This is a genomic window from Micromonospora sp. NPDC005220 (genome assembly GCF_040607895.1).
GTDB lineage: Bacteria > Actinomycetota > Actinomycetes > Mycobacteriales > Micromonosporaceae > Micromonospora.
This window is the reverse complement of the sequence record NZ_JBEXHP010000017.1, coordinates 1-20,083: the sequence shown is the minus strand read 5'-3', so window position 1 is coordinate 20,083 and position 20,083 is coordinate 1. Positions and strand designations below refer to the sequence as shown.

The following is a 20,083-nucleotide window of genomic DNA, read 5'->3' as shown; positions in this document are numbered from 1 at the left end:
GGGGAGTCCTGAACCGACGTCCGGCATGCCCTGGGCGGACGTCGCGCTCCGAGGGGCCACAGCAGATTCGCCCGGTGAACCACAGGTGCGGCCACCCTCAACCATCGACTGTGAGCGATAACATGCTGTTCGTCAAGTCGTAACGAGACGGGCCCGGCGCGGGGTCGCCCCGGTCGCAGCGGCGGGGGCAGGTCGCTGCGCTGCCGGAGCCGTACGAGCACGGCTCCGGCAGCACCCGTCACTGGAGCGAGGCGTCGTCGACGAGGAGGCTGTCGGTGCCCTCCGCCGTCTCCACATAGAAGGCGGCACTGGACAGCGTGCCGCTCCACGACACGGTCGTGGTGCCGGTGAGCAGGGTCCAGCCGTTGACGTTCACCCCCACCGCCGGAGTCAGCTGGAGGTAGTTCGTGGTGCCGTTCGCGGTCAGCGAGAGCGTCGCCTTCGCCGACGGGGTGCCGCTCTGTGCGCGTACCCAGACGTTTGTGGTGTAGCTCTTGCCGTTGGTGAGCCTGGCGGTCACGTCCTGGCTGGGGCCGTTCCACGCGCCGGTCCGGCCGGTGATCGACAGCGACCCACTGCCGCCGTGCGCGACGGTGGTGTTCCTGGCGAGCGTTCCGCTGCCGTGCACACCCCAGCCGGTCGTGCCGTTCTCCACGTCGCCGTTGGTGAGCAGGTTGGCGCCGCCGCCGGTGCTGCCGCTGAACTGCCACCAGTTGATGTTGAACAGGTTGCCGCTGCCGCCGGCCATCCGCAGGTACAGATCATGGGTGCCGGTCGCGCCGCTCACCGCGCAGGTGGTGGTGCTCCAGGTCTGCCAACCGCCGGTGCCGCCCACGGTGCAGGTGCCCACGGTCGGACCGCTGGCGCTGTCGAGGCGTACCTCGATCCGGCCGCCGCTGGTGGCCGACGCGACCCGGGCGCTGAACGAGGTCGCACCGGCGCCGAACGCGACGCCCTTGACCTTGATGTAGTCGCCGTTCTCGATCCAACCGACGTTCATCCCGCCCTCGCTGGACGCCTCGGTCTCGATCCCCGAGCCCCACGCGATCGTCTCGGCCTCCTGCCGCACGTACGGGTTGAGCGTGCCCACCTGCGGCGCGCCCGTGGTGGTCATGGTGATCGTCGGAATCGTGCCGTTGCTGTTGTAGCTGAACTTCTCCACCGCGACCGAACGGGTGTAACCACCACCACCGGGCAGCGCCCCGTTGTGATAGAAGAAATACGATCCACCCTGGAAGTCGACGACACCCGCGTGATTGGTGAAGCTACTGCCCTGTCGCGGCATGATCGTTCCCCGATACGTCCACGGCCCGGTCGGCCCGGTCGCCGTGGAATACGCGATGAACTCCGAGCAGCACTCCGCGGCGAACACGTTGTAGTACAACCCGTTGCGCTTGAACACCCACGGCCCCTCCTCATACAGCGTCGGCCGACTCGCGTTGCCGTTACGGGTGCCGAACCCCGCCGTCGTGAGCTGAATGCGGGTCGCGCTGCCCGAGTACGAGATCATGTCCTGGTTCAGCTTCACGTACCACAGACCCGGGTTCCCCCAGTACAGGTACGCCTGGCCGTCGTCGTCGATGAAGACGGTCGGATCGATCTCGTTGTTGCCGACCAGTGGTCGACCGAGCGCGTCGCGGAACGGCCCGGTGGGGCTGTCCGCCACCCCGACGCCGATGACCATCTGCCCGTTGGAGCGCTGGCGCACCGGCACGTACCAGTAGAACTTCCCGTTACGCGCGACGACCTGCCCGGCCCACGCGTTGGCGTCCGCCCACGCGAACGTCGCCAGGCTCATCGGCGAGCCGTGGTCGGTCCAGTTCACCATGTCCGCGGACGACCACACCCGCCATTCCTTCATGGTGAAGTACGTCGAGCCGTCCTCGTCGTGTCCGGTGTAGAGGTACACCCGGCCGTTGTGCACCAACGGCGCCGGATCGGCGGTGTAGATGTGCTGCACGATGGGGTTGTCGGCCCGGGCCGTGCCCGGAATCAGTGCCAGGACGCAGGCCATGCTCGCCAGCCAGGCGATGGCGCGCCTGGCCCGGCGGGTGGCTCGGGTTGTGGCTGGATCTTTCACCTTCACGATTGCTCCCACAGAGAGTGCGCGGTACGCGATGTCCGACTCGGCGAGCCAGCGCTGCCCTGACCGTCGCCCGAACGGGCCTTGCCGTCCGCAGGTCGAGCAGCAACCGGCTGCCGTGTTAGCGTTAACAGATCTTTGTGGATACCCCCTCCCCTATCTGACCTGGATTTTTGCGGGGTACGGGATGACCGTCGTAACCACATCGCAGCTTTGATGTATCGACGTTGACATCGAAGATTTACGATGCACCGTACTGAGCGACCGGGCGGGCGTCAACGGAGGAGAATTCCTCGCCATGCGTCACTCACCGTGACACTCCGGCGATTGTGAGCCCGGTGAGTGTCCGTTTCGGACGATAGCTGCCACTGGACCCGGCGCCCCCAGGTCAGGTCGCCGCCGAGTGGGGTCGGCGTGGCGTCGCGGGGGTTGCGGGCGTGTTAACGACCAACTATGTTAGCGATCACATCGATGTGTCGCGATAGGCGCCAGGGTGGGCACCCGGCGTCCACGGCGCCCGCGTTCCACCACCCACACCGCATCCGCTGTCGGCCTCTGTCACCGACGATCCGCCGCCATCAATGGCGGCCCCGACGTACCCGGCCACCTGGAGGTTCCCATGCCACCCCCACCCCTCAGCCGCCGCCACCTGCTCCAGGCCGCCGGAGCCACAGTGGTGCTCTCCGCGACCGGCGCCGCCGTCTCCCCCGGGAGCGCGTCCGCCGCCGTCGTGCCCCCGGCCCGGTCCGACATCGGCGTCTCGGCGTACCCCTTCGACCCCGGTCAGGTACGACTCAACGCCGGCCGTTGGATGGACAACCAGACCCGGACACTCAACTACCTGCGGTTCGTCGACGTCGACCGGATGCTCTACAACTTCCGCGCCAACCACCGGCTGTCCACCAACGGCGCCGCCACCAACGGCGGCTGGGACGCGCCGAACTTTCCGTTCCGGACCCACATGCAGGGGCACTTCCTGAGCGCCTGGGCGTACGCGTACGCGGTGCTGGGCGACACCACCTGCCGGGACAAGGCCAACTACATGGTGGCTGAGCTGGCCAAGTGCCAGGCCAACAACTCCGCCGCCGGGTTCGGCGCGGGCTACCTCTCCGGGTTCCCGGAGTCCGACTTCACCGCGCTCGAGGCCCGGACGCTGTCCAACGGCAACGTGCCCTACTACTGCATCCACAAGACCCTCGCCGGGCTGCTCGACGTCTGGCGCTACACCGGGAACACCCAGGCCCGTACGGTGCTGCTGGCCCTCGCCGGCTGGGTCGACACCCGGACGAGCCGACTGAGCTCCAGCCAGATGCAGTCGATGCTGGGCACCGAGTTCGGTGGCATGAACGACGTGCTCGCCGACATCTACCAGCAGACCGGCGACTCCCGCTGGCTCACCGCCGCCCAGCGGTTCGACCACGCGGCCGTGTTCAACCCGCTGGCCGCCAACTCCGACCAGCTCAACGGGCTGCACGCCAACACGCAGGTGCCCAAATGGATCGGCGCGGCCCGCGAGTACAAGGCCACCGGGACCACCCGGTATCGGGACATCGCCAGCAACGCGTGGACCATCACCGTCGGCGCGCACACCTACGTCATCGGCGGCAACAGCCAGGCGGAGCACTTCCGGGCGCCCAACGCGATCGCCGGCTACCTCAGCAACGACACCTGCGAGCAGTGCAACACGTACAACATGCTCAAGCTGACCCGGGAGCTGTGGCTGCTCGACCCGAACCGGACCGACTACTTCGACTTCTACGAGCGCGCCCTGATCAACCACCTCATCGGTGGGCAGAACCCGGCCGACAGCCACGGTCACATCACCTACTTCACCCCGCTGCGGCCGGGCGGGCGTCGTGGGGTGGGCCCGGCCTGGGGCGGCGGCACCTGGAGCACCGACTACAACTCGTTCTGGTGCTGCCAGGGCACCGGCCTGGAGATCAACACGAGGTTGATGGACTCCATCTACTTCTACAACGGCACGACACTGAGCGTGAACCTGTTCACGCCGTCGGTGCTGGACTGGACCCAGCGCGGCATCACCGTCACCCAGAGCACCAGCTACCCGGTCGGCGACACCAGCACCCTGACCCTGTCCGGGTCGATGAGCGGCTCGTGGAGCATCCGGGTGCGCATCCCGTCCTGGACCAGCGGCGCGACGATCGCCGTCAACGGCACGGTACAGAACGTCGCCACCACGCCCGGCAGCTACGCCACTGTCACCCGCACCTGGGCCGCCGGCGACACCATCACCGTACGGCTGCCGATGCAGGTCGTCATGCGGGCCGCCAACGACAACACCTCGGTCGCCGCCGTCACGTACGGCCCGACGGTGCTGGCCGGCAACTACGGCAACACCGCGCTCAGCGCCCTGCCGTCGCTCACCGTCTCCTCGATCGCGCGAACCAGCACCAGCTCGCTCGCGTTCACCGCCAGCGCCAACGGCTCCACGGTGAACCTCGCCCCCTTCTACGACGCCCACGGCTACAACTACACGGTCTACTGGAATGCCAGCGGAGGCGGCAGCACCGGCGGCAGCTACCGCCTGGTCAACGTCGGCACCGGCCTGGTCCTCGGCATCCAGAACATGTCCACCGCCGACGGTGGGCTGGCAGTGCAGTGGGGCGACACCGGCACCGCCGACCACAACTGGGTGATGGTGACCGACGGCAACGCGGTCCGGTTCCGCAACGTCAACAGCGGCAAGGTGCTGGGCGTGGAGAACATGTCCATCGCCGACAACGCCCGGGTCCTGCAGTGGGCCGACAACGGCACCGCCGATCACCGGTGGATCCTGGTGGACAACGGCGACGGCACCTACAAGATCCGCAACGTCAACAGCAACAAGCTGCTCGGGATCCTGAACGGGTCGACCGCCTACGGTGCGCAGGCCGTGCAGGATCCGGACAACGGCAGCGCGGACAACCGGTGGAGACTGGTCCGCAACGCCTGATCCCGGCCCCGCTGCACGGGCTCACCGGCGCGGTCACCCGAAGGCCGCGCCGGTGACGCCGGGCGGTCGCGCGCCAGCGGTCGTACAGTGGGGAGGGTCCTGGCCCCAGTGAACGTGGCGGACGTGTCGGCTCGTGCCGCTTTCCGCCCGGAAGGAGCACAGTGAACCGCCCCCTCCGCACCACGCTCGTCGGCGCGTTGACCGCCACCATGTTGGCCACTGTCGCCGTCGCGCCGGCGCAGGCGCACCCCGGATCCCAGCCGCCGACCGTCCTCGCCCTCCCCGACGGCTTCCAGCCCGAGGGCATCGCCACCGCCGGTCGGTACGCCTACTTCGGCTCCCGCGCGACCGGCGCCATCCAGCGCGTCGACCTGGTCACCGGCCGCGGCACGACGATCGGCGCGGCCACCGGCACCCCGTCGCTCGGCCTCAAGGTCGACACACGCGGCCGGCTCTTCGTCTCGGGTGGCACCGCCGGTGACGCTCGGGTGCTCGACACCCGCACCGGCGAGGTGCTGGCCCGCTACCAGTTCGCCACCGCCCCGACCTTCGTCAACGACGTCGTCCTGACCCGCGACGCCGCGTACTTCACCGACTCGAACCGGCCGGTGCTCTACCGGCTGCCGCTCGGCCGCGGTGCGGCGCTGCCGCCCGCCGACGCCTTCACCACGATCACGCTGACCGGCGCGTACCAGCAGGTCGGCACCGGTGTGAACCTCAACGGCATCGCCGCCACACCGGACGGCCGGGCGCTGATCGTCGTCCAGTCCACCACCGGCACGCTGTACCGGGTCGACCCGACGACCGGCGTGAGCACCGCCGTGGACGTGCCGGGCCACACCTTCACCAACGGCGATGGGCTGCTCCTGCTCGGCCGCACCCTCTACGTCGTGCAGAACCGGCTCAACCAGATCGCGGTGGTCCGGCTGAACCACGCCGGCACCGCCGGGGCCCTCACCACCACCATCACCGACCCGAACTTCGACGTGCCGACCACCGTCGCCCAGGCGCTGGGCCGGCTCTACCTGCCCAACGCCCGGTTCACCACGCCGCCGACCCCCAGCACGCCGTACACGGCCGTCGCGGTCAGCGCCCGCTGAGCGGCCCGAGGGGGCATCCGCCACCCGGGTGCCCCCTCGGCCCACCGCTCTGGATCTCGATCGCCGATCGGCCGCCGGTAGGATCACTGACTCCTCGGCGATGACTGTCGCCTGTGCACCCCGGAGTCCGTGTGGCCGCCCGTTCGTACCGGTTCCTGCGCCGAACCCTGGCCGTGGGCTGCCTCCTCGCCGCCGCCGCACTGCCGGCCACCCGGCCGGTCGCGCCGCTGGCCGCACGCACCGACGCCACCGACGCCACGGACGCCCCGCAGCCCACGGTCCTACGGATGCTCCAGCTGAACCTCTGCAACAGTGGCCGCGCCGGCTGCTACACCGGCCGCGCGATGGCCAGGGCGACCGAGGTGATCACCAACGAGGCACCCGATCTGGTCACCCTCAACGAGATCTGCGCGGGCGACCTTTCCGCCCTGCACGGCGTGTTCCAAACCGTCCACCCCGGGCGCACCGTCGTGGCCGCGTTCCAAGCTGCCGGCGACCGCCCGAGCGGCGACGACACCCGCTGCCGCAACGGCCAACGGTTCGGCATCGGGCTGCTGACCCACGTGCCGACGCCGGCAACCCCGAGCACCGTCTACGCCGGAACCCACCCCACGCAGGACCTCGCGGACCCCGAGGAACGAGCCTGGCTCTGCGTCGACGCCGACGGCGTCCTGCTCGCCTGCACCACGCACCTGTCGGCCACCGGCTACCGTGTCGCGCTCAGCCAGTGCGACCACCTGCTCGACACCATCCTGCCGGCGATCAGCCGCGACGCCGGGTACGAGCCCACCGTGCTGGGCGGCGACCTCAACCTGCGCGCCGGCCACGACCCGGACGTGCGGTCCTGCACACCGTCGGGCCATCAGCGGATCGACGACGGCCGACTGCAACACATCACGGCGACCAGCGACATCACGCTCTGCTGTCGCACTCTGGTGCCCATGCACGGCGCGACCGACCACCCCGGGTTGCTGGCCACCCTCACCATCGACCCCAGCCGACCCGGCCGGCGGCCGGCCTGATCGGCCTCCCGTACCGGGCACGGATGGCGCGGGCCGACCGGACGGCGTCAGCGCGGCGGCGTGTCCCGGCGGGACGGAAACGGGTTACCCGGCTGGCCGAGGGTGGAGCGGGCGCGCAACCCCACCGGGTCGGGAGCGGCGGTGGGCGTCGGGGCCGCCGGTGCCGAAAGCCGCCGCCCGTCCAGGTACGCGGTGGCGGCCCGGTCGTCGTCGGTCGGAGCGGCGAGCAGCGCGTAGAGCAGCCCGACCACCCCGAAGATCACGGCCAGCACGATCGGCACCAGCAGGGTGCTCACCCCGGCGCCGGTCACCTCGCCCGCCCGTTCGTGGCGGTGCACCGACAGGGCGCTCATGCCGGTGAAGTGCATCCCGTTGACGGCGATCCCCATGACCAGCGCGGAGGCGAAGATCGCCAACGCCCGCCGAACGGTCATCGCGAGCCACAGCGCGACGGTGGACGCCACCACGGCGATGACCACCGAGAGCACCACCCGAACGGTGTCGTAGCCGAGGGTGCCGTTGAGCCGCATGGCGGCCATGCCGGTGTAGTGCATGGAGGCCACCCCGGCACCGGTGAAGACGCCGCCGGCGATCAGTCGGACCGGGTTCAGCCGGCCGGTGCCCACGATGGCCAGGCCGACACCGACCGCCACCACGGCGATGGCCGTGCTGGCCGCGGTCAGCGGCACGTCGTAGCGGATCCGGGTGTTCTCGACGGCGAAGCCGAGCATGGCCATGAAGTGCATCGCCCAGATGGCGGTGCCACCCAGCGCCCAGGCCGACAGCAGACCCCACCACGCCCGCTGACCGTTCGTCCGGGCCGTGCGAATGCGCCCGGCGCAGACCAGACCGAGGATCGAGCCGAGCACGGACAACGCGTAGCTCAGCGCGGGTGTGATCCACCCGTACTCAAAATGATTGATCTCCGCCACGGCGGACCTCTCCCCATTAGTTACCGGCGCGTCAACGAGACGCCTCGGCAATGATCAGGGGTGCTGTGAGCAGGAGCAACAGCACCCCCCGGGCTATCCGAGGGGTGCGGTTGCGGTGACCGTGCGCTGCGTCGATTCGACGACAATAACTACCGAAAGTAATTGTCAGGCCGACGTATGGTACGCGAGAACGCCCCGATTGACGGCCGCGATCGCCTGGCGGGCGGTGGAACGCAGCTCCGGTGCGGCACCGCCCGAGTCGGCAATCTGACCGAGCAGGTCGACGACCTGTCGGGCCCACCGGACGAAGTCGCCGGCCGGCATCTCACCCTCGATCTCGTGACCGCTGCCGAGCACCTTGGCCAGCGCCTCGCCCCGGGCCCACCGGTAGACGGGCCAGGCGAACCCGAGATCCGGCTCCCGGGTCGCGGTCAGCCCCCGCGCCGCCTCGTCGGCCTCGATCTCCCCCCACAGCTTCAGCGTCTCGTCCACCGCGTCGGCCACCGGCCCACGCGGCAGCGACGCCCGCTCGTCGACATCGCGGCGCGCCTCGAACACCACCACCGACACCGCGGCGGCCAACTCGGCCGGGGACAGCCCGTTCCACACCCCCCGGCGCAGGCACTCGGCGACCAGCAAATCCGCCTCGGTCCAGATCCGGCCCAGCATCCGACCGGCGTCGGTGACCGCGCCGTCGGCGGCGAGGTAGCCGCGCTCGGTCAGCAACGCCACGATCCGGTCGAACGTCCGAGCGAGGGACCCGGTACGCCCACTGACCCGCTCGCGCAGCTCCTCGGTGTCGCGCTCCAGCCGCCGACGCCGCTCCGCCCAGCGGGCGTGCTCCTCCCGCTCCGGGCAGGCGTGGCAGGGGTGGTGGCGCAGCTCGGTGCGGAGCTGGGTGATCCGGTGGTCCTCGCCGGTCGCCGGCCGGGACCGGCCACCGCGTCGGCCGCCGTGCCGGTCCAGGCCGGTGCCGCTGACCTCGGCGGCGAGATCCCGGCGGGCGGCCGGGGACCGGTGGTTGAAGTGCTTGGGCACCCGGATCCGGGCCAGCACCTCGGCCGGCGTGGTGAAGTCGCCGGGGCTGACCCGCCCGGCCCACCGGTCCTGGGTGAGCACCAGCGGTCGGGGCTCACCGAACCCGCCGGTCGCCGGGTCCAGCACGACGGCCAGCCCGGCGCGGCGGCCCGACGGCACCCGGATCACGTCGCCGACGCGCAGCCGCTCCAACGCCGCCACCGCGGCGGCCTTGCGCTGGGTCTGCCCCTGCCGGGCGATCGCCTTCTCCCGGTCGGCAATCGCCACCCGCAGCGCGAAGTACTCGTCGAAGTCGCCGTGGTGGCAGGCGGCCTCCGCGCCGTACGCCTCGATGGTTTCGGTGTTGCGCTGCACCTGCCGGGCCAGGCCGACCACCGACCGGTCCGCCTGGAACTGCGCGAACGAGGACTCCAGCAGGGCCCGGGCCGGCTCCGCGCCGACCGTGCCGACCAGGTTCACGGCCATGTTGTACGACGGCCGGAAGCTGGAACGCAGCGGGTAGGTGCGGGTCGACGCGAGCCCGGCCACGTGCCGGGGGTCGGTCTCCGGGGACCACACCACGACCGCGTGGCCCTCCACGTCGATGCCCCGGCGACCGGCGCGCCCGGTGAGCTGCGTGTACTCCCCCGGGGTCAGGTCGACGTGCGCCTCGCCGTTGTACTTGACCAGCCGTTCCAGGACCACGCACCGCGCCGGCATGTTGATGCCCAGAGCGAGGGTCTCGGTGGCGAAGACCGCCTTGACCAGACCGCGGACGAACAGCTCCTCGACGACCTCCTTGAAAACCGGCAGCATGCCGGCGTGGTGGGCGGCCAGGCCGCGTTCCAGGCCGTCCAACCACTCCCAGTAGCCCAGGACCGACAGGTCCTCGCCGGGAATGGCGGTGACCCGGGACTCGACGACCCGGCGGATCTCGGCCCGCTCCTCCGCCGAGGTGAGCCGCAACCCGGCGGCGAGACACTGCTGCACCGCGGCGGCGCAACCGGCCCGGCTGAAGATGAACAGGATCGCCGGCAGCAGGCCCTCCCGGTCCAGTCGGTCGACGATGTCGGGGCGCATCGGGCCACGCCAGCGCGGCCCACGCCGACCGGCACCGGGCCCCGCGCTGCGCCCCTCGCCCAACTCCAGCCGCCGCACGGTGTCCCGGGTGTAGCGCAGCAACTCCGGGTGCACGTCGTGCTTGCGGGCGGCGTCGGCGTCGTGGAACAGGTCGAACATCCGCTTGCCGACCAGCATGTGCTGCCACAACGGCACCGGCCGGTGCTCGCTGACCACCACGGCGGTCTCGCCGCGCACGGTGACCAGCCAGTCGGCGAACTCCTCGGCGTTGGACACGGTCGCCGACAACGAGACCAGGGTGACCGAGGCGGGCAGGTGAATGATCACCTCCTCCCACACCCCACCGCGGAACCGGTCCGCCAGGTAGTGCACCTCGTCCATCACCACGTACGCGAGGCCCTGAAGGGTGCTGGAACCCGCGTAGAGCATGTTGCGCAGCACCTCGGTGGTCATCACCACCACCGGCGCGTCGCCGTTGATCGCGTTGTCGCCGGTCAGCAGCCCGACCTGCTCGGCGCCGTACCGGGCGACCAGGTCGTGGTACTTCTGGTTGGACAACGCCTTGATCGGGGTGGTGTAGAAGCACTTGCGCCGCGCCGGCGGGGTCGTCGCGTCGGCGGCGGGCACCGGGTCGTCGGGCCGCCCACGCAACGCCAGGTGGACGGCGAACTCCCCGACCACTGTCTTACCGGCGCCGGTGGGAGCGCAGACCAGCACACCGCTGCCCCGCTCCAGCGACTGGCACGCCTCCCGCTGGAAGTCGTCGAGATCAAACCCCAACTCGAGGGCGAACTCGTCCAGCGCCGGAAACTGTGCGGCTTGTGCGGCCTTGCGGCGCGCCGCTGCGTACCGCTCGGCGGGGCTCGACATGTCACCAAGATTAGTGCGTGCCGGGACACGTCACCCCACAAGGCCGTCCGGAGGCGCGGTCGGGGGCGGTCGGTAGGGTGCACGGCGTGCCGGACCATGCCGAACCGCCCCAGACCAGTCCGCCGGGCACCGCCGAGGCGCCCGCCGCCCGCCGGGCGTCCCGACGCCCTGTCAAGGCGGTGCTCTTCGACTTCCACGGCACCCTCGCCCAGGTGGAGGACCCCCAGCAGTGGGTGCTGAAGGCCGCGGCGGCGTGCGGCGTCACCCTGGACCGGGTCCGCGCCACCTCGCTGGCCGACCGACTGCTGACTGCCGGCCGCGCCGGCGGGCCACTGCCGGCGCGGGTGCCACCCCGGCTGGCCGAACTGTGGGCCGACCGGGACCTCTACCAACACGCCCACCGGGGCGCGTACACCGGGCTGGCCGAGACCGTCGACGCCGGCATCGACGGCTTCGCCGACGCGCTCTACGAGCGGCTGCTGGTCGCCGAGGGCTGGCAACCGTACGCCGACACCGCGCCCACGTTGACCGCGCTGCGCGACGCCGGGGTGCCGGTGGCGGTGGTCAGCAACATCGGCTTCGACCTGCGGCCACACTTCGACGCCTGGGGGCTGACCGACCTGGTCGGCGCGTTCGCGCTCTCCTACGAGGTGGGGCGCTGCAAACCCGACCCGGCGATCTTCTGGCGGGCCTGCGGGATGCTGGGCGTCGACCCGGAGCAGACCCTGATGGTCGGCGACACACCGGCGGACGCGGGCGCGGTGGCCGCCGGCTGCTCGGTGCTGGTGCTCCCGGCGGCCGAGCCGGGCCGGGAGAACGGGCTGGGAGCGGTGCTCGACCTCGCCCTGCCAGGCTGAGAGGCGGTTTGTGTGCCGTCAGTCGGGAATGTGGATCACCGGTAGCTCGCCATCGCCGCTGGTAGTACCGCGTTGGCGAACACTTACGGCCGTGTCGGGAGGTGGATACCGCCGCAAGGTGGCCGAAGCGGACGGCCTACCGTCGTGCCCGTGACCGAGATCCTGCTGCCCACGCCACCACCGGCCGACGCGCCACCCGCCCGGCGCGGTGGCGTCGCCGCCGTGGGGCTGGTGCTCGGCGGGGCCCTGTCGGTGCAGTTCGGCTCCGCCGTGGCCGCGTTGCTCTTCCCGCGTACCGGGGTGGCCGGCGCGGTGACCCTGCGACTGACCATCTCGGCGGTGCTGCTGCTCGTCGTGTGCCGGCCCCGACTGCGCGGGCACGACCGCTCGGCCTGGCTCGCGGCCGGCGCGTTCGGGCTGGCGCTGGCCGGCATGAACTCGCTCTTCTACCAGGCCATCGAACGTATCCCGCTGGGCCCGGCGGTGACGCTCGAGGTGCTCGGCCCCCTCGCCCTGTCGGTGTTCTCCGCCCGACGGCTGGCCAGCTGGGGCTGGGCGGGGCTCGCCCTGGCCGGGGTGGCGCTGCTCGGGCAGGGTGGCTTCGACCGGCTGAACCCGGTGGGGGTGGCCTTCGCGTTCGGTGCGGGCGCCATGTGGGCCGCGTACATCGTGCTGAGCGCCCGGGTCGGCGGCCACTTCCCCGGCGCGGACGGGCTGGCCCTGGCGCTGACCCTCGCCGCGCTGGTCACCCTGCCGTTGGGCATCGTCGGCGGCGGTGCGGTGCTGCTCGACCCGCCGGTGCTGGCGCTCGGCACCGCCCTCGCGGTGCTCGCCTCCGGGCTGCCCTACACCCTGGAGCTGCTGGCGCTACGGCGGATGCCCACCGCCACCTTCGCCGTGCTGATGAGCCTCGGCCCGGCCATCGCCACGCTCGCCGGGTGGCTGGTGCTGCGGCAGGCGCTGACAGTGCTGGAGTGCGCCGCCATCGTGCTGGTCATCGCGGCGAGCATCGGCGCGGTACGGGTCAACGCAGCAGCCGCAGGGCGCCCGGAACCGCGCTGATCGTCACCGGCAGCGCCAGGGACCGTTCCCCGTCGGCGTACGAGGTGATGCCCTCGGCGGCCAACTCCACGGTGCGGGCCCGGAAGCTGCGCACCAGCGGGTGGCTGACGTGGGTGCCCTGGTAGATGCGCGGCTTCACCCGAACCAGGGTCCGCCGGTTGACCCGACCCGCCACCACCACGTCGAGCAGCCCGTCGGTCGGGTCCGCGTCGGGGCAGATCCGCATCCCGCCGCCGTAGGTGGGGCAGTTGCCCACCGCCACCAGCACCGCGTCCAGCTCGTGCGGCACCCCGTCGAGGCGCAGCGTGTAGCGGCGTGGGCGCAGCCGGGCCAGCTCGACCAGGATCGCCAGGTCGTACCGGCGCGGGCCGCGAGGCCAGCGCATCCGGTTGGCCCGCTCGTTGACGATCGCGTCGAACCCGGCCGCGAGGACCGCACCGTACCAGCGCTCGACGCCGTCGACCCCGACCATCCGGGCCAGGTCGACCGGTTGACTGCGGCCGTCGCGCACCGCCTCGGCGATCACCGCCGCCGCCGCGAGGGGGTCGGCCGGAAAGCCGGTGTCCAGGGCGAAGTCGTTGCCGGTGCCGGCCGGGATCGGGCCGAACGGCACGTCGGTGCCGGCGACCGCCTGCAACGCCCGGTGCACGGTCCCGTCACCCCCGACCGCCACCAGCGCGCCAGCGCCATCGGCAACGGCGGCCCGGCACGCCGCCTCCGCCTCGTCCGGGTCGGACGCCGACAGCAACCGGACCGGTCGGCCCGCGACGGCCAACCCGTCCAGTAGGCGGGGCAGCAGGCCGCGGTGCCGTCCCCGACCGGCGGCCGGGTTGGCGAGCACGGCGACCGGGCCGGGCAGCTGATCGTCTGCGGTCACGGGCAGCACCGTACCGGTCGGACACCCGCCGTTCACCAGGGGCAGCCGCCGTCACCATCGGTCCCGCTGTGAACGCGTGAGGTGACGCGGCGACGCCGCCCCCGGCAAGCGGGGACGGCGTCGGTGGACCGGGCGGCGCGGGGCCGTCAGGTCATGTCGTCGTAGCGGCGCTCGATCGGTGCCGGTGGGGCGATCGGCTCGGGTACGCCGATCGGCGCGGCTGAGTCGACCCGCTGCCCGGCCACGACCGGGTCCGCGTCGAACTCCAGCGGCGACACCTCGTCGTCGTCGATGCCGGCGTAGATCTCCTTGCCCCGCCCACGCCGCCGGTCGTTGAGGAAGGCGACGCCCACCGCACCGAAGTAGAGCGCGGAGAGGCAGATCGCCAGGGCCGTCATCCCGAACGGGTCCGGGGTGGGGGTGACCACGGCGGAGAACGCGAAGAACACGAAGATCGCCACCCGCCACCAGCTGAGCAACCGCTTCGCGCTGGCGATGCCCACGAAGTTGAGCATCAGCACGATCAACGGGAACTCGAAGGCCACCCCGAACAACAGGATCAGGTTGGTGACGAAGGAGATGTACTTGGTGATCTCCAGCGTCGTGCTGATCTCGCTGTCCGAGATGCTGAGCAGGAATTCCAGGCCCTTGGCCGTGACGAAGTACGCCAGCACCGCACCGGCCGCGAACAGCGGCGCGGCCAACGCGGTGAAGAAGTACGCGTACCGCCGCTCGTGCCGGTGCAGGCCCGGCGCGATGAACGCCCAGAGCTGGTAGAGCCAGATCGGCGCGGCCACGATCAACCCGACCCAGAGGGCGACCTTCAGGTTGAGCAGGAACAGGTCGGCCGGGCCGAGCTGCACGAACTCACACTTGCCGTCGACGTATCTCGCCTGTGGCAGATCACAGTAGGGCTGCTGAAGCAGGTGCAGCACCGGCTTGGCCAACCACAGGCCGAGACCGAACCCGATCAGGATCGCCACGGACGCGCGGAAGAGACGATTGCGCAGCTCGCGGACGTGCTCGATGAGCGTCATCGAGCCGTCGGCGGCCCGTTCGAAGGTGCTCGGGCCGCGTTTACGCAGGGCGAAGGCCACGGGAGTGGGGCCCTTCGGTCAGTTGTCGCGGACGCGGTGCACCGGGTCGACAACCGGCTGCTGCGGCGGGGCCTGCTGGTACGGGGCCTGCTGCGGCTGCCCGGTGTAGGGCGCCTGCTGCCCGGCGTGCGGCGGCAGCGGCTGGTAGCCGGCCTGCGCGTCGGCCTTCTCGGCGAGGTCGCGGTCGTCGTCCTGCAGGCTCTTGGTCTCGGCCTTGATGATCCGCAGCGACCGACCCAGCGACCGGGCCGCGTCGGGGAGCCGCTTCGCACCGAAGAGCAGGATCAGCACAACCACGAGAACAGCGATGTGCCACGGCTTGAGGGCACCCATGAGAAGCTCCAGTCGCTCTGTGTCCGGGGGGTGGTACGCAGCCCATCGTACGTGCGGATCGGCTGCCCGCCACCCGCTGGGTGGTGGTGGTTTGGCCGGGAGGGTGAAGTCTTGACCAACCCGCGATGATCCGTCAACCACCCGCCGGGTGCGTACTCGATCAGCCGCGCTTGGCCTTGATCACCGCGAGCCGGTGGGACGTGGTGTCGAGCCGACGTTGGACCTCCTCGGCACGCTGTTGCAGCGCCTCGGCGGTTTCCCGCAGCGCCTCGGCCTCGGCGGCCCGCCGCTGCAACGCCACGGCGGCGCGGCGCAGTCGGGGCAGCCGGGCGAGCACCGGCCGCACGGCCAGCGCGAGCGCCACGAGGGGTAGCAGCACCACCGCGAGCACGATCCAGATCAGCACGGCGGTCAGCCTACTGGGTGCGGCCGGCCACCGCCGGGTCACCCGACGGCGCGCGCGCCGGGGCGACCTCGGCCGGCCGGGGCACGTTCGTGGGCGGGGGCACGGCGTACGCGTTCAACGCGGCGGCCGCGGTCGCCCGCACCTGCTCGGCCAACTCGACCGGGGCGACCACCGTCACCTCGGGGCCGAGGCCCAGCACGAACCGGCGGGCCCACCCCAGGTCGGTGACCCGCAGCGAGACGAGCCACTGGTCGCCGTCGCCGGCCTCCACCCGCTCGCACGGGTAGTACTCGGTGATCCACCGCTCGCTCCGGCCGATGCGCAGGGTGATCAGCGGCAGGTCGGCCGACGGGCGGAACACGCCCTCGGTGAGGTCGTGCGGCACGGCCTGCGGCGGCACCGTGGCCGGCTCGTCCAACTCGATGATCGCGTCGATCCGGTCGGCGCGGAACAGCCGGACGGCCTCCGCGCGCCGACACCACGCCTCCACGTACGCCCGGCCGCCGACCATGAGCATCCGCAGCGGGTCGATGACCCGCTCGGTGGTCTCGTCCCGGGCGGCCGTGTAGTAGGTGATCCGCAGGGCCTTGCCGCCCTCCACCGCGGCGCGCAGCGCCTCGACCCGCGGGGTGTCCCCGGGCAACCGGACCGCCACCGGGGCGCCCACCAGGTCACCCGCGTCCTCGATCTTGGCGAGGGCTCGTTCCACGGCCTCCCGGTTGGCCACCCCGGGCGTCTCGGCCAGCATCCGCAATGCCACCACGAGCGCGAGGGCCTCGTCCGGGGTCAGCCGCAACGGCCGGTCGATGCCGGCGTCGTAGGTGATGGTCACCCGGTCGCCGTCGAACGCCATGTCGATCAGGTCACCGGGGCCGTACCCGGGCAGCCCACACACCCAGAGCAGCTCCAGGTCCTCCCGGAGCTGCCGCTCGGTGACGCCCAGGTCACCGGCCGCCTCGGCGATCTCGATGCCCGGCCGGGCCAGCAGGTAGGGCACCAGGTTGAGCAGTCGAGCCAACCGGTCGGCGGACGCGCGCGAACCGCTGCGGGCGGCCGGGCGGGTCACCGGGCGCCCCCGCTGGCGGCCAGCTCGTCGTGGCGCACGGCGATCTCCTTGAGTCGTTGGATGACCGCCTCGCGGACCTCCGGTGGGTCGAGGACCCGCACGTCCGGGCCGTAGCCGACGAGATGACCGGCCAGCCCGTCCGGGTCCGCGTACGGCAGGACGAGCCGATCGCCGTCCGGCCCGGCGGTCACCTCCACCGCCCAGCGGCGCAGCCCGGCGGCCCGCCCGGACGCGGCCAGCACGGTGGCCCGACCGGTGCGCTCCACCGGACCCGACCAGCGGGCCACGTGGCTGATCAGGTCGACGTTGGCCGGCGGCTCGTACCCTCCGGGGGCGCCGGTCACCCGGACCGCGCCGACCACCCGGGACAGCCGGAAGCACCGGGTCGCCTCCCGGTCCTGGTCGTGGCCGACCACATACCACCGGCCGCGCCAGCAGACCACGCCCCACGGTTGCAGCCGTCGCCGGCTGGGCGCGTCTCGGTCGGGCACCCGGTAGTCGAACCCCACCTCGCGGCGGTCCCGGGCGGCGGCGGTCAGTGGCGCGAACGCCGGGTCGACGGTGACCATCGGCTCCAGGCCGAGGGTCGCCTGCGGGTCCACGTCCACTCCAGCGGCGCGCAGCTTGGCCAGCCCGGACGACGCGGCGGCAGCCAGCCCGGCGTGCTGCCACAGCCGGGCGGCGATGCCGACCGCGGCGGCCTCGTCCGGTTCGAGGAGGATGTCGGGCAGCGCGTATTCGCGGTGGGCGATCCGGTAGCCGGGCTCGGCGTCGAAGGCGCTCGCCGTGCCGGTCTCCAGTGGCACGCCCAGCTCGCGCAGCTCGGCCTTGTCCCGCTCGAACTTACGTTGGAACGCCTCGTGGTCGCGCGCGTCGTCAGGATCGTGCTCGTAACCGGGCACGGTCGCGGCGATCTGCGCGGCGGTCAGGAACCGTCGCGTGGACAGCAGGCAGATCACCAGGTTGACCAGGCGTTCGGTGCGGGTCCGCGACACGCGGTAGACGCTAGCAGCCGACCCGCCCAGACCGTGCACCCGCGCGGGCGTGCCGCACACTTGTTCGGATCGGGTCTCCCCCGGCGCGTCGCCGCCGTCGGTCATAGGGTGAGCCTCATGGCGCAAGCGGAGGCCAGGCCCGAGAGCGAGAGCGTCGGCACCGTCGTGGTCGCCGGCGCCGCCAACCTCGCCATCGCGGTGGCCAAGCTGATCGCCGGGCTGATCTCCGGATCCGCCGCGATGCTCTCCGAGGCGGCGCACTCGGTCGCCGACACCACCACCGAGGTGCTGCTCTTCCAGGCGCTGCGCCGCGGCGCCCGTCCGGCCGACCAGCGACACCCCTTCGGGTACGGCAAGGAGAGCTACGTCTGGGCGTTCTTCGCCGCCATGTTCACGTTCGTCGCCGGCGCCGGTTTCGCCGTCACCCACGGCGTCACCACGATCCTGGTGCACGAGCACAGCGGCAACTACCTGATCTCGTACATCGTGCTCGGGGTGTCGTTCGTCATCGAGTCGATCTCCCTGGCCCGGGCCGTGCGCCAGGTCCGCCGCGAGTCCCGCCGCTGGCGGACGACGCCTCGGCGGTTCCTGCGGCTGACCGCCGACACCACCGTCAAGGCGGTCTTCCTGGAGGACAGCGCGGCTCTGATCGGTCTGGTGCTGGCCGGGCTCGGTGTCGGCCTGTCGCACGCCACCGGCGACGAGGTGTGGGACGGCGTCGCGTCGATCCTGATCGGTCTGCTGCTGCTTGTCGTCGCCGCGATCCTGGCCAGCAACAACCTGTCGCTGCTGGTCGGCCGGGCCGCGCCGGAGCGACTGCGCCGCGAGATCGAGCGGGACCTGGCCGGGCTGCCCGAGGTGGAGCGCATCGACACCCTGCTGACCATGCAGCTCGGCCCGGACGACATCCTGGTCGCCGCGAAGGTCGACTTCCGCAACGAGGCCACCGGCGCAGAGATCGAGGCCACCGCCGACGAGGCCGAGCGGCGGCTCACCGGCCGGTACCCGGAGATCCGGTTCGTCTTCCTCGACCCCACCCGTTCGCTACCGGGCGCCACCGGCAGCGCCCGGCACACCCAGGCCCGGCCGAGCCCGGACGCCGGGGGCCCCGAGCCGACCTGAACCACACCCGGGCGCGGGCCGCCGGGCCCGCGCGGCTAGCGTGCCCGTCATGGTGCGATGGCGTACGGGGACGGTGGCGACGCTGCGACGGCAGTGGGCTGGGGCGGTGGAGCTGGACGTCGACCTGCCCGACGGCACCCGGATGCGGGCGTTGGCCTACCCGGAACTGGTCGGCACGCCCGAGCCCGGCGACCGGGTGCTGCTCAACGCCGGCGCGCTGCTGATGGGGTTGGGCACCGGCGGGTATGCCCTGGTGGTCGCCCTGCCGGACCGGCTGCCACCGGACCCGCCGGACGTCGCCGACACCCGCGACGCCGGGCACCTGGTCAAGGCCCGCTACACCCCGTTGCAGCCGATCCTGCTCGGCGTCGACGAGGAGGCCTCCCCGCACCGCGACGTGCTGGCCGACGCGGACGACCTGGGCGGCCTGCCGGTGGTCACCGCCGACCTGCACTCGGCGCTCCCGGCGATCCTGGCCGGCATCCGGGCCGACGCCCCGCGGGCGCGGGTGGCGTACCTGCTCACCGACGGTGGGGCGCTGCCCGCCTGGTTCTCCCGTACCCTCGCCGGGCTGCGGTCCGAGCTGGTCGGCACGATCACCGTCGGGCAGGCGTTCGGCGGCGACCTGGAGGCCACCACCCTGCACGGCGGTCTGCTCGCCGCCCGGCACGTGCTGCAGGCGGACGTGGCGATCGTGGCTCAGGGACCCGGCAACCTGGGCACCGGCACCCGGTGGGGCTTCTCCGGCGTCGCCGTCGGCGAGGCGGTCAACGCGGTCGCCACGTTGGGCGGGCGGCCGGTCGGGTCGTTGCGCATCTCCGACGCCGACCCCCGCCCCCGACACCGGGGCGTGTCACACCACAGCCTCACCGCGTACGGCCGGGTGGCGCTCGCCCCGGCGGAGCTGGTGGTGCCCGAGGACCTGGACCCGGTCCTCACCGCCGAGGTGGACGCCGCGCTGGCGCCCCTGGCGACCCGACACCGCATCGTGCGGGTGCCCACGGGTGGCCTCGACGCCGCGCTGCGGGCCAGCACCGTGCCGCTGTCCACCATGGGCCGCGGCCTCGACGCCGACCGCGCGTACTTCCTGGCGGCAGCCGCCGCCGGCCGCCATGCGGCAACCCTGCTCCCCTAAAACCCCGCCCCCGCCCCCCGCCCGACCCCCGGCGCCCTGCCCTGCCCCGCCCCGCCCCGCCCTGGTCGATCATGAA

General features: G+C 72.1%; 16 protein-coding genes. 7 read left to right on the top strand and 9 right to left on the bottom strand.

Annotated features, from left to right (window positions below):
- Positions 1 to 238: 238 nt before the first annotated feature.
- Positions 239 to 2,014 (bottom strand): family 43 glycosylhydrolase, encoded by a 1,776-nt coding sequence (locus tag ABZU52_RS10460; protein WP_354970823.1) that lies wholly within the window; start codon positions 2,012 to 2,014, stop codon positions 239 to 241.
- 688 nt (positions 2,015 to 2,702) lie between these two features.
- Here ABZU52_RS10460 and ABZU52_RS10455 point away from each other — a divergent pair.
- The 3 genes from ABZU52_RS10455 (at position 2,703) to ABZU52_RS10445 (ending at position 7,158) form a co-directional block, all read left to right on the top strand.
- A complete protein-coding gene (locus ABZU52_RS10455) occupies positions 2,703 to 5,036 on the top strand; it encodes a beta-L-arabinofuranosidase domain-containing protein (RefSeq protein ID WP_354970774.1) in 2,334 nt (777 codons plus the stop codon).
- Positions 5,037 to 5,197: 161 nt separating this feature from the next.
- Positions 5,198 to 6,136, top strand: coding sequence for a superoxide dismutase (locus ABZU52_RS10450; RefSeq protein WP_354970773.1), 939 nt, complete (start codon positions 5,198 to 5,200; stop codon positions 6,134 to 6,136).
- Between the two features lie 131 nt (positions 6,137 to 6,267).
- Entirely contained in the window at positions 6,268 to 7,158 is an 891-nt protein-coding gene (locus ABZU52_RS10445; protein WP_354970772.1) for an endonuclease/exonuclease/phosphatase family protein, read from the top strand.
- Between the two features lie 47 nt (positions 7,159 to 7,205).
- Here ABZU52_RS10445 and ABZU52_RS10440 read toward each other — a convergent pair whose 3' ends face one another.
- Together ABZU52_RS10440 and ABZU52_RS10435 are read right to left on the bottom strand one after the other, a co-directional pair.
- On the bottom strand, positions 7,206 to 8,090 hold the full coding sequence (locus tag ABZU52_RS10440) for an MHYT domain-containing protein (RefSeq protein ID WP_354970771.1): 885 nt from the start codon (positions 8,088 to 8,090) through the stop codon (positions 7,206 to 7,208).
- A gap of 165 nt (positions 8,091 to 8,255) precedes the next feature.
- On the bottom strand, positions 8,256 to 11,057 hold the full coding sequence (locus ABZU52_RS10435; protein ID WP_354970770.1) for a DEAD/DEAH box helicase: 2,802 nt from the start codon (positions 11,055 to 11,057) through the stop codon (positions 8,256 to 8,258).
- A gap of 86 nt (positions 11,058 to 11,143) precedes the next feature.
- Here ABZU52_RS10435 and ABZU52_RS10430 point away from each other — a divergent pair, with 86 nt between their 5' ends.
- Together ABZU52_RS10430 and ABZU52_RS10425 are read left to right on the top strand one after the other, a co-directional pair.
- Entirely contained in the window at positions 11,144 to 11,914 is a 771-nt protein-coding gene (locus ABZU52_RS10430; RefSeq protein ID WP_354970769.1) for an HAD-IA family hydrolase, read from the top strand.
- 150 nt (positions 11,915 to 12,064) lie between these two features.
- Entirely contained in the window at positions 12,065 to 12,976 is a 912-nt protein-coding gene (locus ABZU52_RS10425) for an EamA family transporter (RefSeq protein ID WP_354970768.1), read from the top strand.
- Here ABZU52_RS10425 and ABZU52_RS10420 read toward each other — a convergent pair.
- The 6 genes from ABZU52_RS10420 to ABZU52_RS10395 all read right to left on the bottom strand — a co-directional run bounded on the left by ABZU52_RS10420 (position 12,939) and on the right by ABZU52_RS10395 (position 17,750).
- Positions 12,939 to 13,853 carry a diacylglycerol kinase gene (locus tag ABZU52_RS10420; protein ID WP_354970767.1) on the bottom strand — a complete coding sequence of 305 codons (915 nt, stop codon included), beginning with the start codon at positions 13,851 to 13,853 and terminating at the stop codon, positions 12,939 to 12,941. The two genes, ABZU52_RS10425 and ABZU52_RS10420, sit on opposite strands and share 38 nt — an antisense overlap.
- 146 nt (positions 13,854 to 13,999) lie before the next feature.
- On the bottom strand, positions 14,000 to 14,950 hold the full coding sequence (gene tatC / locus ABZU52_RS10415; protein ID WP_354970766.1) for a twin-arginine translocase subunit TatC: 951 nt from the start codon (positions 14,948 to 14,950) through the stop codon (positions 14,000 to 14,002).
- 18 nt (positions 14,951 to 14,968) lie between these two features.
- The gene (tatA, locus tag ABZU52_RS10410) at positions 14,969 to 15,283 is read right to left on the bottom strand and encodes a Sec-independent protein translocase subunit TatA (protein ID WP_124776013.1); all 315 of its coding nucleotides are present in this window, start codon (positions 15,281 to 15,283) and stop codon (positions 14,969 to 14,971) included.
- A 160-nt stretch (positions 15,284 to 15,443) separates the two neighbouring features.
- Positions 15,444 to 15,689, bottom strand: a complete 246-nt coding sequence (locus ABZU52_RS10405; protein WP_354970765.1) for a hypothetical protein — start codon at positions 15,687 to 15,689, stop codon at positions 15,444 to 15,446.
- Between the two features lie 10 nt (positions 15,690 to 15,699).
- Complete coding sequence (locus tag ABZU52_RS10400; protein WP_354970764.1) at positions 15,700 to 16,755, bottom strand: YafY family protein; 1,056 nt, start codon at positions 16,753 to 16,755, stop codon at positions 15,700 to 15,702.
- Positions 16,752 to 17,750 carry a WYL domain-containing protein gene (locus ABZU52_RS10395; RefSeq protein WP_354970763.1) on the bottom strand — a complete coding sequence of 333 codons (999 nt, stop codon included), beginning with the start codon at positions 17,748 to 17,750 and terminating at the stop codon, positions 16,752 to 16,754. The genes ABZU52_RS10400 and ABZU52_RS10395 overlap by 4 nt, the downstream gene beginning before the upstream one ends.
- A 117-nt stretch (positions 17,751 to 17,867) precedes the next feature.
- Between ABZU52_RS10395 and ABZU52_RS10390 the strand changes: the two genes are divergently transcribed.
- Together ABZU52_RS10390 and ABZU52_RS10385 are read left to right on the top strand one after the other, a co-directional pair.
- Entirely contained in the window at positions 17,868 to 18,872 is a 1,005-nt protein-coding gene (locus ABZU52_RS10390) for a cation diffusion facilitator family transporter (RefSeq protein WP_354970762.1), read from the top strand.
- 49 nt (positions 18,873 to 18,921) lie between these two features.
- The gene (locus tag ABZU52_RS10385) at positions 18,922 to 20,007 is read left to right on the top strand and encodes a DUF3866 family protein (protein WP_354970761.1); all 1,086 of its coding nucleotides are present in this window, start codon (positions 18,922 to 18,924) and stop codon (positions 20,005 to 20,007) included.
- The last annotated feature ends 76 nt before the right edge of the window (positions 20,008 to 20,083 follow it).